Consider the following 13,560-nt stretch of genomic DNA (forward strand, 5'->3'; position numbering starts at 1 on the left):
TCCGGACACAGCGGGCGGCCGGACCACCGGCCGCCCGCTCCGCTGTTCCGGGCCGCTCCAGCCCACCCGAGCCCCCCCCGCAAGCCCCTCACTCCGTGAAAGCCCCCTGAACGGCCCCGTACTCCCGCGTCCACCACACCGCCAGCGCGGCCGCCGCCGGGAACTGCGGGTCGGCCCGCCGGTCGCCGAGCCGGTAGCGCCAGTCGAGCATCCAGAAGTCGTTGAGGCGTTCCCACCACACCCGGTGGACGGCGGCGGCCAGTTCCGCCGCGCCGGCGCCCGAGGCGCGGCGGTAGGCGCCCGCGTAGGCCCGTACCTTCGGCAGGTCGAGGGTGCCGGCGGGCTGGACGAAGAAGATGGCCGCGGCCCGTACGGCCTCCTCGGCGCGGGGCTGCACGCCCAGCCGGTCCCAGTCGACGATGGCGGCGGGTTCGGCGCCCCGGTAGAGCAGGTTGAGCGGGTGGAAGTCGCCGTGGACCCAGCCCGCGGCGGGTACCTGCGCGGCCGCGGGGCGCCGGTGCGCCTCCCGTTCCAGCAGCGTCCGGCGCTCCAGCAGCCGGTGTTCGGCGAGTTCGTCGAAGCTGCTGCGCGGGCGGGTCCGGCGGGCGAGTGCGAGCAGTTCGTCGATCATCTCGAAGGTCCGTGCCGGGTCGGCGCCCGGGTGCTCGTACGGGCTGCGGGGCCCCGCCGGGTCGCGCGTTATGACCTGTTCCAGCGCGGTGTGCACATGGCCCAGCAGGGCGCCCAGGCGGCGCGACTGGAGCCGGGTGAGGGCGGCGCCGTCGCGGTGGCGTCCCTCGACCCACGGGTGCAGCGCGTAGCACCGGCCGCCGAGGACCGTGACCGTACGGCCGTCCGCGTCGGCGAGCGGCGGGGCGACCGGCAGGCCGAGCGCGCCCAGGCGGCGCGTGGCGCGGTGCTGGCGGGCGATGGCGGCCTGGTCGCCGTCGAGGTGGTGTTTGAGGAAGTAGCGGCCGTGGGTGGTGGCGAGGCGGTAGCCGTGGTTGAGCAGTCCCTCGGCGACCGGCTCGCACGTCAACGGCTCCCCGGCGCCGTAACGGCGCAGCAGGGAGCCGAGGATGTGTCCGCCGGGGGTGGTCACCGTCCGGACATCGGATGAGCGCAGCACGCGCCAGATGTTAGATCACTGCGTCACGCTGAGTGGGCGTATCGGAACACAGGGACATCACAGAGGTAGTGGACCTTGACAAACTCCGGTTCTATGCGGAGGAAAACCGGGTCGAAGGGCTCTCCGTCGGCCAGCCGCGGGGTGGGACCGAACAGTTCGTACTCGGCCGGCGTGGGCGCGATGGCGCGGGCGGTGCCGGTGAACTGGACGGACCAGGTGTCGTTGGCGCCGGAGTTCACGTTGTCGGCCTCGTAGGCGACGACATTGCCGTCCAGGGCGCGGTGGTAGCCGTGGCCGCGGTGCAGCCGCAGCAGCAGCCGGCCGTCGGTCACGACATGCCGTGTGACGGCGGTGAAGGGCAGCGCCCGCTGGCTGGCCGACACCCGTCCGTAGGGGACGCGGTTCAGCAGCTCGATGGCGTGGAGGTCGTCGGTGGGCATGGCTACACCCTGCCGTGCCGGTGCGCACGAAAGTAGGGGCACCCGCCCTGGTGGAAACGGGACGTTGGTCCTGAATCGTGCGGCAATTCTCCGCTTCGGTGCCGTTTCAGGAGGTCAGAGGGGTTACGGGCGCCGAATTTTTCCTACTCTTGAACGTTCACCCAAGATATTCGTTCACAGTTTCCACCCGGGATATTCACAAGAGGCCGGCGGCCGTCCCGCGCGGCCGCCACGCCGCCCCCGCACCTGCTAGTGCCGCTCCGCCTGCATCCGCGCCACATAAGCGGCCGCCTGCGACCGGCGCTCCATGCCCAGCTTCGAGAGCAGGCTGGAGACATAGTTCTTGATCGTCTTCTCGGCGAGGTGCAGCCGCTCGCCGATCGCCCGGTTGGTCAGCCCCTCGCCGATCAGGTCGAGGATCTTGCGCTCCTGCTCGGTCAGATTGGCCAGCCGGTCGTCGCCGCGCGCGTTGTTGCCGTCCCGCAGGCGCTCCAGTACGCGGGCGGTGGCCACCGGGTCCAGCAGCGACTTGCCGGCCGCCACGTCCCGTACGGCGGTCAGCAGCTCGTTGCCCCGGATCGCCTTGAGCACGTACCCGGACGCGCCCGCCATGATGGCGTCGAAGAGCGCTTCGTCGTCCGCGAAAGAGGTGAGCATCAGGCATTTGATCGACTCGTCCTGGGAACGGATCTCCCGGCAGACCTCCACGCCGCTGCCGTCCGGCAGCCGGACGTCGAGCACGGCGACGTCGGGACGGGTCGCAGGGATCCTGACCAGGGCATCTGCGGCGGTACCGGCCTCACCGACCACCTCGATGTCCGCCTCCACCGAGAGCATCTCGTGGACGCCGCGCCGCACGACCTCGTGGTCGTCGAGCAGGAATACCGTGATTTTTCCTTCTTCGCGCACCTGCTCAGTCTCACACACGAAGTCTTCCCGTGCTCCAGGTCACCGATATAACGTGCCGTTGTCCCGGCGGACTGCAACGCTGTGAGCAGGGGATTGCCGACTGGTCGGCGCGATTGTTCGGAAATCCAAGCAAAATACTTGGAACCCCAAGCAAAGTCGCAGGTCAGGGCCCCTTTCGCCTAGGCTCCGGAAGTAGGGCACAACGCCCCTTCCGGCAGGCCGTGGCCGGGGCACCTTGTTCCACCCGGGCCGCGCCGTGCCGCACACACCCCGTGCGCCGCACACGGATACCGGGTGAGCCGCAATACGGCCACCGGCGGACCCCGGGGGCCGGACAGACGGAGGAGCAGCACGTGACCGTGGAGAGCACTGCCGCGCGGAAGAACACCCGCGGTGGCGGCAAGCGCACCACCGCAAAAAAGGCGTCACCCGCCAAGGCGAAGGCGGCCGCCCCGGCCGCTGCCGAGGCGGAGCAGGATCAGCTGGTACAGCTGCTGACCCCCGAAGGCAAGCGCGTCGAGCACCCTGACTACGCGATCGACCTGTCGGACGAGGAACTGCGCGGCCTGTACCGGGACATGGTCCTCACGCGGCGCTTCGACGCCGAGGCGACCACCCTCCAGCGCCAGGGCGAGCTGGGCCTGTGGGCCTCGCTGCTGGGCCAGGAGGCCGCGCAGATCGGCTCCGGGCGCGCGCTGCGCGACGACGACTACGTCTTCCCGACCTACCGGGAGCACGGGGTCGCCTGGTGCCGTGGCGTGGACCCGACGAACCTGCTGGGCATGTTCCGCGGCGTGAACAACGGCGGCTGGGACCCCACCACCAACAACTTCCACCTGTACACGATCGTCATCGGCTCGCAGGCGCTGCACGCGACCGGCTACGCCATGGGCGTCCAGAAGGACGGCGCCGACTCGGCGGTCATCGCGTACTTCGGTGACGGCGCCTCCAGCCAGGGCGACGTGGCCGAGTCCTTCACCTTCTCCGCGGTCTACAACGCCCCCGTGGTGTTCTTCTGCCAGAACAACCAGTGGGCGATCTCCGAGCCCACCGAGAAGCAGACCCGCGTCCCGCTCTACCAGCGCGCCCGCGGCTACGGCTTCCCCGGCGTGCGGGTGGACGGCAACGACGTCCTGGCGTGCCTGGCCGTGACCAAGGCGGCCCTGGAACGGGCCCGGGCGGGCGAGGGCCCGACCCTGGTCGAGGCGTTCACGTACCGGATGGGCGCCCACACCACCTCCGACGACCCGACGCGCTACCGCCCCGACGAGGAGCGCGAGGCGTGGGAGGCCAAGGACCCGATCCTGCGGCTGCGCACCTACCTGGAGACCGAGGGCATCGCCGACCAGGCGTACCTGGACGCGGTCGAGGAGGAGAGCGAGGCGCTGGGCAAGCGGGTGCGCGAGGTGGTGCGCACGATGCCGGACCCGGACACCATGGCCATCTTTGAGAACGTGTACGCCGACGGACACGCGCTCGTCGACGAGGAGCGCGCGCAGTTCGCCGCGTACCAGGCGTCGTTCGTGGACGCGGAGGAGAACTGACCATGGCTGTCTTCGAGAAGATCACGCTGTCCAAGGCGATCAACGCGTCGCTGCGCGCCTCCATGGAGGCCGACCCCAAGGTCCTGGTCATGGGCGAGGACGTCGGCAAGCTCGGCGGCGTCTTCCGGGTCACCGACGGGCTGCAGAAGGACTTCGGCGAGGAGCGGGTGATCGACACCCCGCTGGCCGAGTCCGGCATCGTCGGCACCGCCATCGGCATGGCGCTGCGCGGCTACCGGCCCGTGGTGGAGATCCAGTTCGACGGTTTCGTCTTCCCCGCGTACGACCAGATCGTCACCCAGCTCGCCAAGATGCACGCCCGCGCCCTCGGCAAGATCAAGATGCCGGTCGTCATCCGTATCCCCTACGGCGGCGGCATCGGCGCGGTCGAGCACCACTCCGAGTCGCCCGAGGCCCTGTTCGCGCACGTCGCCGGCCTCAAGTGCGTGTCGCCTTCGAACGCCTCGGACGCGTACTGGATGATGCGCCAGGCCATCGAGAGCGACGACCCGGTCATCTACTTCGAGCCCAAGCGCCGCTACCACGACAAGGGCCGCGTGGACACCGAGGCGATCCCCGACCCGCTGCACGTGGCGCGGGTGGCGCAGGCGGGTACGGACGTGACGCTGGCCGCCTACGGGCCGATGGTCAAGGTCTGTCTGGACGCGGCCAAGGTCGCCGCCGAGGAGGGCAAGTCGGTCGAGGTCCTGGACCTGCGCTCCATCTCACCCATGGACTTCGACGCGATCCAGACCTCGGTGGAGAAGACCCGGCGGCTGGTCGTCGTCCACGAGGCACCGGTCTTCCTCGGTTCGGGCTCGGAGATCGCCGCCCGCATCACCGAGCGGTGCTTCTACCACCTGGAGGCGCCGGTGCTGCGGGTGGGCGGTTTCCACTCGCCGTACCCGCCGTCCAGGCTGGAGGACGAATACCTGCCGGGACTCGACCGGGTGCTCGACGCGGTCGACCGCGCGCTGGCGTACTGAAGGGCTTGAGGAGTAGTGACCATGACTGCAACCGAGCAGCGCTTCCGCGAGTTCAAGATGCCCGACGTGGGCGAGGGACTCACCGAGGCCGAGATCCTCAAGTGGTACGTACAGCCCGGTGACACCGTCACCGACGGGCAGGTCATCTGCGAGGTGGAGACCGCCAAGGCCGCCGTGGAGCTGCCCTGCCCGTACGAGGGCGTGGTGCACGCGGTGCACTTCGAGGAGGGCGCCACCGTCGACGTGGGCACCTCCATCATCGCCGTGGACACCGACCCCGGCGCCGGCCCGGCCGAGGCACCCGCCCCGGCCGCCGCTGCCGAGTCCGCTCCGGCCGCCGACGAGGAGGACGCCGAGCCGCAGGGCCGGCAGGCCGTCCTCGTCGGGTACGGCGCGGCCCCGTCGTCCACCAAGCGGCGGGCGCGCAAGCCGCAGCCGGGCGCACCGGTACAGGAGCCGGCCGCCGCGGCGGTCCAGGCGGAACTGAACGGCCACGCGGCGGCCCCGGCGGCCCCTTCCGCCGCCCCTCCCACTCCTTCCGCCTCCCCGGCCGCCGTCCCCGTGGCCGGGCGGCCGCTGGCCAAGCCCCCCGTCCGCAAGCTGGCCAAGGACCTCGGCATCGACCTGGCCACGGTCACCCCGACCGGCCCGGACGGTGTCATCACCCGCGAGGACGTGCACGCGGCGGCGGCCCCCGCGCCCGCCCCCGAGGCCCCGGCCGCGCAGCCGGACACCACCGGTGCCACCGTGCCCTCCTCGGGCTCCGAGGCGGTCCGCGCCCGGGAGACCCGCATCCCCATCAAGGGCGTACGCAAGGCCACCGCCCAGGCGATGGTCAACAGCGCCTTCACCGCGCCGCACGTCACGGAGTTCATCACCGTCGACGTGACCCGCACGATGAAGCTCGTGCAGGAGCTGAAGCAGGACCCCGACATGGCGGGCCTGCGTGTCAACCCGCTGCTGCTGGTCGCCAAGGCGCTGCTGGTCGCCATCAAGCGCAACCCCGAGATCAGCGCGGCCTGGGACGAGGAGAACCAGGAGATCGTCCGCAAGGACTACGTGAACCTGGGCATCGCCGCGGCCACCCCCCGCGGTCTGATCGTCCCGAACATCAAGGACGCGGACGCCAAGACCCTGCCGCAGCTGGCCGCCGCGCTCGGCGAGCTGGTCAGCACGGCCCGCGAGGGCAGGACGGCGCCGGGCGACATGGCGGGCGGCACGATCACCATCACCAACGTGGGCGTCTTCGGCGTCGACACCGGCACCCCGATCCTCAACCCCGGGGAGCCGGCGATCCTCGCCATGGGCGCGGTCAAGCTCCAGCCCTGGGTCCACAAGGGCAAGGTCAAGCCCCGCCAGGTCACCACGCTGGCGCTGTCCTTCGACCACCGCCTGGTCGACGGCGAACTGGGCTCCAAGGTCCTCGCGGACACCGCGGCGATCCTGGAACAGCCCAAGCGGCTGATCACCTGGGCGTGACCCGCTGAGCACCACATAAGGACGGGCCCGGAGGCAACCGAAACGGTTCGCCTCCGGGCCCGCCCTGCTGGTGACGTCTGTTCTCCTCAGCCCCGGATGATCTCGACGGCGCGGCTGAGGTGCCCCACGGGCCCGCCCGGCGCCGACCCGTCGGCCTGCGCCGCGCCCTTCGTCAGCGCGACACCGCCCCACAGCGCGGCCACGAGCAGCGCGACCATGACGGTGGTCCGAGCACGGCGGCCGGCGTTCGTCCTGGACTGCATGGTGGTCTCCCCTTGCGTACGGTTCGGAGCCGCACTGGCGACCCCTCCCTCCCATTACTTCACGGGATTCCGCCGATGTCGTACGCGTCAGGTACAGACTCACGTCAGCCTTAAGTCGGACACCGATCTGCCGCCGCGTACATCCTTCGGCAGAGCACGGAGCCGACGTCAGGGCCGTGCCGGGCCTCAGGCGCCGAGGGCGGGGAGCGTCCAGGCGGAGTCATGGCGGGTGAAACCTATGTGCGGGTAGTAATCGACCGCGCCCGGCGCCGAGAGCAGGATCAGCTTGGCGCGCGGGGCCGCTTCCCGGGTGACGCGGACGAGCTCGCGTCCGACTCCCCTCCCCTGGAACTCCGCGTCCACAGCGAGATCGCAGAGGTACGTGGCGTAGGCGCCGTCGGTGAGCGAACGGGCGATGCCGATGAGGCGGCCGTCCTCGGTGCGGGCGGTGACGACGAGGTTCGCGCCGGCCAGCATCCGGGAGAACCGCTCCACGTCTTCCACCGGGCGGCGCTCGGCGAGGGTGGACGCGCGGTAGAGGTCCGCGGCCTCCCCGACGTCCAGGGCGGCGCCGACGATCTGCTCACACTTGTACATAAAGGTGCGTCTCCTTCGTTTCTTGCTCGGGGCCTCGTCGGAGCGGCAAGTCCCGCTCCCAGCCGGAGGTTTCAGCGTGGCCCGCGGGGCCGTTCATGATCAACCACCGTCCGGCGGTCGCCGCCGCCTCAAATGAAGTTGTCACCTCCCTCCTCCCCGCCTACCGTCGACCGGATGAGCAGCCCGACGATCATCCGCCCCTACCGCCCGGCGGACGAGCCCGCCGTCATGGACCTGTGGTCCCGCGCCGTACGCCGGGCCCACCCGTTCATCGAGGGCGAGGGTACGGGTGAACGGGCGCGCGAGGTCCGCGAGGTCTACCTGGCCCAGGCGGACAACTGGGTCGCCGAGGAGGAGCGAGACGGCACGGTCGTCGCCCTCCTGGGGCTGCTCGGCTCCGAAATCGGCGGCCTCTTCGTCGCCCCCGAGGCGCAGGGCCGCGGCATCGGCGCCCAGCTCCTCGAACACGCCGCGTCCCGCCACGGCGCCCTCACCCTCGGCGTCTTCGCACGCAACGAGGCGGCCCGCGCGTTCTACGCCCACCTCGGCTTCACGGAGCGCGACCGCCGCACCGACGAGGCCACCGGCGAGGTGGTGATCACCCTCGGCCGCCCGGCGCCCCTGCGCTCCGTAGGCTGGCTGCACATACGGGACGGCCGCCTGCTCAGCGTCCGTACGCGCGGCAACGACACGTTCTACCTGCCCGGCGGCAAGTACGAACCGGGGGAGACCGCCCCCGAGGCCCTCTCCCGTGAACTCTCCGAGGAACTGGGCCTGTCCGTCCCGGCAGGCGGCCTCCGTGAAGCCTTCACCATCCACGCCACAGCCCACGGCGTGAACGCCGGCCGCCCCCTCCACATGACCTGCTTCACCGGCGGCCCGCAGGACATCAGCCCCGCCCCCGGCCGCGAGATCGCCGAATACGCCTGGTTCGACGCCCAGGAATCCCGCGAACGCTGCGCCCCCGCCCACATGCGCGTCGTCAACCGCCTGATCGCCCAGGGACGCATGGCCGCGTAACGGTACGTACGGGGAGCTCCACCTCCGCCCACACGGTCTTGCCGACCGTACGGGGCTCGCTCCCCCACCGGTCGGCGAGGCCGTGGACGAGCACGAGCCCGTGCCCCGATGTGGAGGCCACCCCACGCCTCTTGCGCGGCACGCGCTCCCCACGCGGATCACTCACCTCGACCCGCAACGTCGTCGCGCTCATCACCAACCGCACCCGGAAGAGCCGCCCCCGCAGCGTCCCGTGCAGCAGCGCGTTGGTAGCCAACTCCGAAACGATCAGCGCCGCATCCCCAGCGGCTTCCACCTGCCCCCACTCCGCCACCAGCCGCGCCGCGCGGCGGCGGGCGAGGGAGACGCTGCGGGCGGTGGGGGTGTAGTCGAGCTTGTCTTCGTGGGTGAGGTGGGGGAGTTGGGGAACGGGCATGGCTGATCGCCTCCGTCGGAGTGCCAACTGCGTGCTCAGGCAGCGCGCTTGATGAGCGACTGTAGGGGCACTTCTGCCCTAGGACTCGCATCTCGGGGAAGATATTCCCCGCACGAGTGAAGGTCATCGACGGGAGGGTCCGGCACACGCCAGACTGACCTGGTGAACCGTTCAGAGCAGGGAAACCGGGTCTCGACCGTGCTGGGGCGGCGGCTCGGCGGGCAGCTCTTGCTGCTTCGCGTCGCGGCGGGCAAGACGCAACAAGAAGCTGCCCAGGTCCTCAGTGCTACAGCCACGAAGATCGTCAAAATCGAGCGCGGCTGGGTCCCGGTCAGAGACCCGGACATCACCGCGCTCTGCGCTTTTTACCAGCGGTACGACCCCATGGAGGTGGGGGCGCTGCTGAGGCTGGCGAAGCTGGACCGGGAACGGCGGAAGGCGAAGGGGTGGTGGCACCATTCGCCAAACGCGGGTGCCTTGGTGGAGTACATCGCGTTGGAGGATGTGGCGAGTCAGGTTCGTAACTGGCAGTTGTCGCTGATTCCGGGGTTGTGTCAAACGCCTGAGTACGCCCGAGCCCTCGCGGCGGGTAACCAGGCATGGCAGGACCAGGACACGATCGAGCGAATCGTCGAAGTCCGGATGCGGAGGCAGGCGAGGCTGACCGACGATCGGCCTTTGCAGGTGCATGCGGTGATCTGGGAGGCCGCGCTGCACCAAATGGTGGGCGGTCCTGAGGTTATGCGCGATCAGTTGGCCCGGCTGTTGGACATGGCTACGTTGCCCAACGTGACGCTGCAGGTCCTGCCGTATGCCGCCGGATCTCACCCTTGTGCCACAAGCCCTTTCAACATCGTCTCGTTCGCCGAGTCCGAGGCTGTGGACGTGGTTCACGTCGACGGCATCACGTCCACAGTTTGGGTCGAGCACGAGGGTGAGAGCACTCTGTACCGGGAATTTTTCGACCGCACTGTGGAGTTGAGCCTCACGCCTGATGACTCAGTGAACTTGATCGATAGCCTGCGTAAGGGGTTGTAGGACGTGCACGTGTTCCGATTCGTCAAGTCCAGCCACAGCAGTCCGATTGGCGGCGAGTGCGTCGAGGTCGCCACCAACGTTCCTTCGGTCGTCGCTGTCCGCGACTCGAAGAACCCGTCAGGGCGCACCTTGCTCTTCGGCGACCGTGAGTGGCTGGCTTTCCGTGCCGCCGTGGCCGACGGGCAGATACGCGCGGAGGATTCCGCCGTGTGATTCCGCGCCCCCGGCTGCCTCCCCGTACCGAACTCCATCCGTTAGAGGGACTGGTGCTCACCCCTGGGGGCTCGCCAGGATTGGCGGGCGCCCACGGCGGAACGCAGTGGTAGCGCTTCGTTCTGTAGCGAGATGGGATGTTCGTATGGCGTCTACGGCCCCGTGGGGTTTGTGTCTGGTCACCGACCGTCTACCGGCAGGGCCGCCGACGTACGCATCGGTGTACCTGGACGAGGGCACCCAGACTGCCGTCTACACCGATGCGAACGGTCGCGTGGTGGAGATGGGGAAGCACGGCACCAACAAGACCACGGGCACGGCGTCGTTCTCGGGAGGTGGTGACGGTCAGCAGCCGGCACCGCAGGTCCAGGACGACAACACCACCGACTACGAATCGGACTGACCAGTGGCCTCCACCGTGCTGGTCATCACCTCGCTGGAGGACGTCACCGCCGACTGGGTGATCGCGGCGCTGAACGCGCGAGGTACACCGGTGGCGCGTATCGACCCGGCGGACATCGGCGCCGGCCTGTCGTTCGAGGCGCGCATCGGCGAGGGCGGCGGGCCCGTGTGGAGGGGCACGGTACGTACGTCATCCCGGGAAGTGGAGCTGGACGACGTGGCGGCGATCTACTATCGCCGCCCCACCCCCTACCAGGACCGCTTCGCACACCTGCCCCCGCAACAGCGTGACTTCTCAGCCACGGAGGCCCGGCACGGTCTCGGAGGGCTTCTGTACGGGCTGCGCGGCGTCCGGTATGTCAGCCACCCCTCCGCGATCGCCCGAGCGGACTTCAAGCCCGCCCAGTTGCAGCGCTTCGCCGAGCTGGGGCTGACCATCCCCCCGACCCTGATCACCAATGACAGGGCACAGGCTGTGAAGTTCGCCGCTGACCACGGGCGGATCATCTACAAGACCTTCCGGGGTCTGCCGCCCACGGAAGACGGTCACACCGGCGCCATCTGGGCCCAGCCCGCCGACCCCGGCACCTTCGACGACTCGATCGCGGTGACCGCCCACCTTTTCCAGGCCCGGGTTCCCAGCGTCGGCAACGTACGGGTCACCATGGCCGGCGACCGCCTCTTCGCCCAGACGATCGCCGCCCCCGAGGACGTGGTGGACTGGCGCCGCTGTCCACCCGAGGCGCTGGCGTATGCCCCGACCCCGGTACCGGATCGCATCGCGTCCGCGCTGCGCGCCTACCTGCGATCGTTCACCCTGAGTTTCGGGTGCTTCGATTTCGCCCTGACCGGCGACGCCGCACACCCCGAGCACTGGACGGTCTACGAGTGCAACCCGAACGGCCAGTTCGGGTGGCTTCCGGACGCCGATCAGATCGTGGAAGCGCTCGCCGACCTCCTCCAGCAGGGAGCACCGTCATGACATGGCAGGCCGACGGTCTCGATCACGACGCTGCCCAGCGACGCCGGGAGCTGGCCCAGTCGCTGACGGGCGTCGGCAGGGACACCTCGGGCTGGCTCGATGCCGTCCGTACCGTTCCCCGGCACCTCTTCGTGCCCGGCTTCTACCTGCCTGCCGACGAACGCGACCCCAACGGGCTTCCCCTGTGGGAGCCGGTCACCGCCGAACGTGACCCGGCCCGCTGGCTGACCGCCGCCTACTCCGACACCACCCTGATCACCCAGTTCGACGGCGAAGAACCCGACTGGAAGGACCCAGCAGTCCGACACGGCGGCGCCCCCACCTCCTCCTCCACCCTGCCGTCCCTGGTGGTGCGCATGTGGGCCGACGCCGACGTACGCCCTGACCACGATGTCTTGGAGATCGGCACGGGCAGCGGCTACTCCACCGCCCTCGCCTGCGAGTACCTCGGGCCGGAGGCCGTCACTTCCGTCGAGGTCGACGAGCGCCGCCTGGCCCAGGCCGCCGCCGCGCTGTACAGCGCCGATTACACGCCCACCCTCGCCGTGGCCGACGGTCTGTACGGCTACTGGCCCGAGGCGCCCTTCGACCGCATCGTGGCCGCCTGCTCCTTCCGCACCGTCCCGCCCGCCCTCATCGGCCAGACGCGTCCCGGCGGCAAGATTCTGCTCACCCTCAGTGGCTGGCTCTACGGGTATGCCCGCGTCCTGCTGACCGTCGGAGAGGACGGTACGGCCGAGGGGCCCCTCCTCGACGGCACGGTCAGTTTCATGAGCGCCCGTACCCACGCCGCGCCCGCCTTCGGCAACCCCGCGCACTGGGCCGCCGGCATGCCTGAGGCGTCACGCGAAGCCCGACACGCACCCGAGCGCATCACCGCGGCCACCACAGAAGCCTTCCACCTGCGGTTCCTCGCCCAGAGCGCCACACCTTCCGCCCAGCTGACCGCCCTCGACAGCGGAACGTATCTGATCGACACCGTCACCGGCTCAGCCGCCGGCCTCACTCCTGGCGGTCACGGTTGGAAGGTGCAGCAGAAAGGGCCCGTCCGGCTCTGGGACCGCATCGAAGCCGTCATCGACGCCTTCGACCTGGCGGGCAAGCCCGCACCCGCCACCTTCCGGCTTCGTGTCGACAGCCGTGGACAACGACTGATCCACGATCGGCTTGCCGAGCTCACGTTGCCCTGACGGTGTTCGAGACACGCACAAGACGGGCACGGGCGTGCCGGTCACGGCCCGGCGGCAGGGGTCAGCGCCAGTGGTTGTTGCTGGTGTGGTCGCCGGCGAGCCAGCGGGCGAGGTCGGCGTGTGCTGTGGCGCGTCGCTCGGCGTCGATCTGCTTCACGTCGGGGTGGTCGACGGCGAATTCCAGGATGAGCCCGTTGGGGTCCGTGACGTACAGCGAGACGCAGAAGCCGTGGTCGAGTACGTGGGCGTTCGCATCGGCGTGGCCCGCCGCGTCGACGCGCTTGAGTATCGCTTCCTGAGTCTCCTTCTCGACCTTCAAGGCGATGTGGCGCAGGGGGGTGTAATTGAGGTCCGTCTTGAACTCCTCCTGGTCCTTGGGGTCGGCGAACTGGAAGAAGGCGAGCGCGCTGCCGTCGGCCATGCCGTAGAGGGCGTGGCTGTAGGCGCGTTCGGCGCCGGAGAGCACCTCGCGTTCGGTCCATGTGGCCACCAGGGGCAGGCCGATGACGTCCTCGTAGAAGTGCCGGTTGGCTTCCTGGTCGTCGGTGATCCATGCGTGGTGGTGAAGGCGGAGCGGCAGGGGCTGGCTCATGTGGGTCATCTCCGTTCATTGGATGGGGCGTTGAACCGGAGACCGGAGGTGGTCTCCGCTGCTCCAATCAGCATGCGCTTCACGTAGGTTGAACGTTAAACCAAAATGAGCCATTGTTCGCGCGCTGGAGTGTCGGCCTTCTGTCGAGTGGCCCGGGTGGGGGGATCGCGGTACCGGTGCTGGTCAGTCCTCCCCGCCGCGCAGCGTCGCCGCCGCCGCGCCGAGCAGGGCCAGGGTCAGGACGACGGCCATGAAGACTTGGCCGTGCATGCCGAGGACGAAAACGGTGCGGTCGGCGAACTCCGGGTCGTACGTGGCGGTGCCGGGGAACAGGAGGGCGCCGATCATGCTGAGCCAGGGC

General features: G+C 69.8%; 17 protein-coding genes. 9 read left to right on the forward strand and 8 right to left on the reverse strand.

The window, feature by feature from the left end; genetic code table 11:
- Positions 1-88 precede the first annotated feature (88 nt).
- From OEIGOIKO_RS21035 to OEIGOIKO_RS21045, 3 genes are all read right to left on the reverse strand, one after another.
- Positions 89-1,129: a phosphotransferase gene (locus OEIGOIKO_RS21035; RefSeq protein WP_125055347.1), complete on the reverse strand. Its 1,041-nt coding sequence runs from the start codon at positions 1,127-1,129 to the stop codon at positions 89-91.
- A gap of 23 nt (positions 1,130-1,152) precedes the next feature.
- The gene (locus tag OEIGOIKO_RS21040; protein WP_125055348.1) at positions 1,153-1,569 is read right to left on the reverse strand and encodes a pyridoxamine 5'-phosphate oxidase family protein; all 417 of its coding nucleotides are present in this window, start codon (positions 1,567-1,569) and stop codon (positions 1,153-1,155) included.
- A gap of 249 nt (positions 1,570-1,818) precedes the next feature.
- Positions 1,819-2,478 carry a response regulator gene (locus OEIGOIKO_RS21045; RefSeq protein ID WP_125058829.1) on the reverse strand — a complete coding sequence of 220 codons (660 nt, stop codon included), beginning with the start codon at positions 2,476-2,478 and terminating at the stop codon, positions 1,819-1,821.
- A 353-nt stretch (positions 2,479-2,831) separates the two neighbouring features.
- Between OEIGOIKO_RS21045 and pdhA the strand changes: the two genes are divergently transcribed.
- Genes pdhA through OEIGOIKO_RS21060 form a run of 3 tightly spaced genes read left to right on the forward strand, consistent with a single transcriptional unit; the run spans position 2,832 to position 6,487 of the window.
- The gene (gene pdhA / locus OEIGOIKO_RS21050) at positions 2,832-4,022 is read left to right on the forward strand and encodes a pyruvate dehydrogenase (acetyl-transferring) E1 component subunit alpha (RefSeq protein ID WP_125055349.1); all 1,191 of its coding nucleotides are present in this window, start codon (positions 2,832-2,834) and stop codon (positions 4,020-4,022) included.
- Positions 4,023-4,024: 2 nt separating this feature from the next.
- Positions 4,025-5,008 carry an alpha-ketoacid dehydrogenase subunit beta gene (locus OEIGOIKO_RS21055; RefSeq protein WP_125055350.1) on the forward strand — a complete coding sequence of 328 codons (984 nt, stop codon included), beginning with the start codon at positions 4,025-4,027 and terminating at the stop codon, positions 5,006-5,008.
- Between the two features lie 21 nt (positions 5,009-5,029).
- Positions 5,030-6,487: a dihydrolipoamide acetyltransferase family protein gene (locus OEIGOIKO_RS21060; protein WP_125055351.1), complete on the forward strand. Its 1,458-nt coding sequence runs from the start codon at positions 5,030-5,032 to the stop codon at positions 6,485-6,487.
- An 86-nt stretch (positions 6,488-6,573) separates the two neighbouring features.
- On the opposite strand, the gene OEIGOIKO_RS41685 is transcribed toward OEIGOIKO_RS21060, so the two are convergent.
- Both OEIGOIKO_RS41685 and OEIGOIKO_RS21065 read right to left on the reverse strand, forming a co-directional pair.
- Complete coding sequence (locus OEIGOIKO_RS41685; RefSeq protein ID WP_167515145.1) at positions 6,574-6,750, reverse strand: hypothetical protein; 177 nt, start codon at positions 6,748-6,750, stop codon at positions 6,574-6,576.
- Positions 6,751-6,936: 186 nt separating this feature from the next.
- Positions 6,937-7,347, reverse strand: coding sequence for a GNAT family N-acetyltransferase (locus OEIGOIKO_RS21065; protein WP_125055352.1), 411 nt, complete (start codon positions 7,345-7,347; stop codon positions 6,937-6,939).
- Positions 7,348-7,521: 174 nt separating this feature from the next.
- Here OEIGOIKO_RS21065 and OEIGOIKO_RS21070 point away from each other — a divergent pair, with 174 nt between their 5' ends.
- A complete protein-coding gene (locus OEIGOIKO_RS21070; RefSeq protein WP_125055353.1) occupies positions 7,522-8,367 on the forward strand; it encodes a GNAT family N-acetyltransferase in 846 nt (281 codons plus the stop codon).
- Here OEIGOIKO_RS21070 and OEIGOIKO_RS21075 read toward each other — a convergent pair.
- On the reverse strand, positions 8,330-8,782 hold the full coding sequence (locus tag OEIGOIKO_RS21075; protein WP_125055354.1) for an ATP-binding protein: 453 nt from the start codon (positions 8,780-8,782) through the stop codon (positions 8,330-8,332). The two genes, OEIGOIKO_RS21070 and OEIGOIKO_RS21075, sit on opposite strands and share 38 nt — an antisense overlap.
- Positions 8,783-8,944: 162 nt before the next feature.
- On the opposite strand from OEIGOIKO_RS21075, the gene OEIGOIKO_RS21080 reads away from it, so the two are divergent.
- The 5 genes from OEIGOIKO_RS21080 (at position 8,945) to tgmC (ending at position 12,607) form a co-directional block, all read left to right on the forward strand.
- Positions 8,945-9,820 (forward strand): helix-turn-helix domain-containing protein, encoded by an 876-nt coding sequence (locus tag OEIGOIKO_RS21080; RefSeq protein WP_307721238.1) that lies wholly within the window; start codon positions 8,945-8,947, stop codon positions 9,818-9,820.
- A 3-nt stretch (positions 9,821-9,823) separates the two neighbouring features.
- A complete protein-coding gene (locus OEIGOIKO_RS21085; RefSeq protein ID WP_125055356.1) occupies positions 9,824-10,033 on the forward strand; it encodes a DUF397 domain-containing protein in 210 nt (69 codons plus the stop codon).
- 145 nt (positions 10,034-10,178) lie between these two features.
- Positions 10,179-10,436, forward strand: a complete 258-nt coding sequence (gene tgmA, locus OEIGOIKO_RS21090) for a putative ATP-grasp-modified RiPP (RefSeq protein ID WP_174857194.1) — start codon at positions 10,179-10,181, stop codon at positions 10,434-10,436.
- A gap of 3 nt (positions 10,437-10,439) precedes the next feature.
- Positions 10,440-11,417 carry an ATP-grasp ribosomal peptide maturase gene (gene tgmB, locus OEIGOIKO_RS21095; RefSeq protein ID WP_125055357.1) on the forward strand — a complete coding sequence of 326 codons (978 nt, stop codon included), beginning with the start codon at positions 10,440-10,442 and terminating at the stop codon, positions 11,415-11,417.
- The gene (gene tgmC, locus OEIGOIKO_RS21100; RefSeq protein WP_125055358.1) at positions 11,414-12,607 is read left to right on the forward strand and encodes an ATP-grasp peptide maturase system methyltransferase; all 1,194 of its coding nucleotides are present in this window, start codon (positions 11,414-11,416) and stop codon (positions 12,605-12,607) included. The genes tgmB and tgmC overlap by 4 nt, the downstream gene beginning before the upstream one ends.
- A gap of 61 nt (positions 12,608-12,668) precedes the next feature.
- Here tgmC and OEIGOIKO_RS21105 read toward each other — a convergent pair whose 3' ends face one another.
- Together OEIGOIKO_RS21105 and OEIGOIKO_RS21110 are read right to left on the reverse strand one after the other, a co-directional pair.
- Positions 12,669-13,199 carry a VOC family protein gene (locus tag OEIGOIKO_RS21105; protein WP_125055359.1) on the reverse strand — a complete coding sequence of 177 codons (531 nt, stop codon included), beginning with the start codon at positions 13,197-13,199 and terminating at the stop codon, positions 12,669-12,671.
- A 183-nt stretch (positions 13,200-13,382) separates the two neighbouring features.
- Entirely contained in the window at positions 13,383-13,547 is a 165-nt protein-coding gene (locus OEIGOIKO_RS21110; protein ID WP_218040003.1) for a hypothetical protein, read from the reverse strand.
- Positions 13,548-13,560 lie beyond the last annotated feature (13 nt).

This window comes from Streptomyces paromomycinus (assembly GCF_003865155.1).
Classification (GTDB): domain Bacteria; phylum Actinomycetota; class Actinomycetes; order Streptomycetales; family Streptomycetaceae; genus Streptomyces; species Streptomyces chrestomyceticus.

Coding starts and splice junctions, on each gene's coding strand:
- tgmC (WP_125055358.1), top strand. CDS start 11,414: ATGACATGGCAGGCCGACGGTCTCGATCACGACGCTGCCCAGCGACGC.
- OEIGOIKO_RS41685 (WP_167515145.1), bottom strand. CDS start 6,750: ATGCAGTCCAGGACGAACGCCGGCCGCCGTGCTCGGACCACCGTCATG.
- OEIGOIKO_RS21055 (WP_125055350.1), top strand. CDS start 4,025: ATGGCTGTCTTCGAGAAGATCACGCTGTCCAAGGCGATCAACGCGTCG.
- OEIGOIKO_RS21110 (WP_218040003.1), bottom strand. CDS start 13,547: ATGATCGGCGCCCTCCTGTTCCCCGGCACCGCCACGTACGACCCGGAG.
- tgmA (WP_174857194.1), top strand. CDS start 10,179: ATGGCGTCTACGGCCCCGTGGGGTTTGTGTCTGGTCACCGACCGTCTA.
- OEIGOIKO_RS21070 (WP_125055353.1), top strand. CDS start 7,522: ATGAGCAGCCCGACGATCATCCGCCCCTACCGCCCGGCGGACGAGCCC.
- OEIGOIKO_RS21105 (WP_125055359.1), bottom strand. CDS start 13,199: ATGAGCCAGCCCCTGCCGCTCCGCCTTCACCACCACGCATGGATCACC.
- OEIGOIKO_RS21075 (WP_125055354.1), bottom strand. CDS start 8,782: ATGCCCGTTCCCCAACTCCCCCACCTCACCCACGAAGACAAGCTCGAC.
- OEIGOIKO_RS21065 (WP_125055352.1), bottom strand. CDS start 7,347: ATGTACAAGTGTGAGCAGATCGTCGGCGCCGCCCTGGACGTCGGGGAG.
- OEIGOIKO_RS21040 (WP_125055348.1), bottom strand. CDS start 1,569: ATGCCCACCGACGACCTCCACGCCATCGAGCTGCTGAACCGCGTCCCC.
- OEIGOIKO_RS21060 (WP_125055351.1), top strand. CDS start 5,030: ATGACTGCAACCGAGCAGCGCTTCCGCGAGTTCAAGATGCCCGACGTG.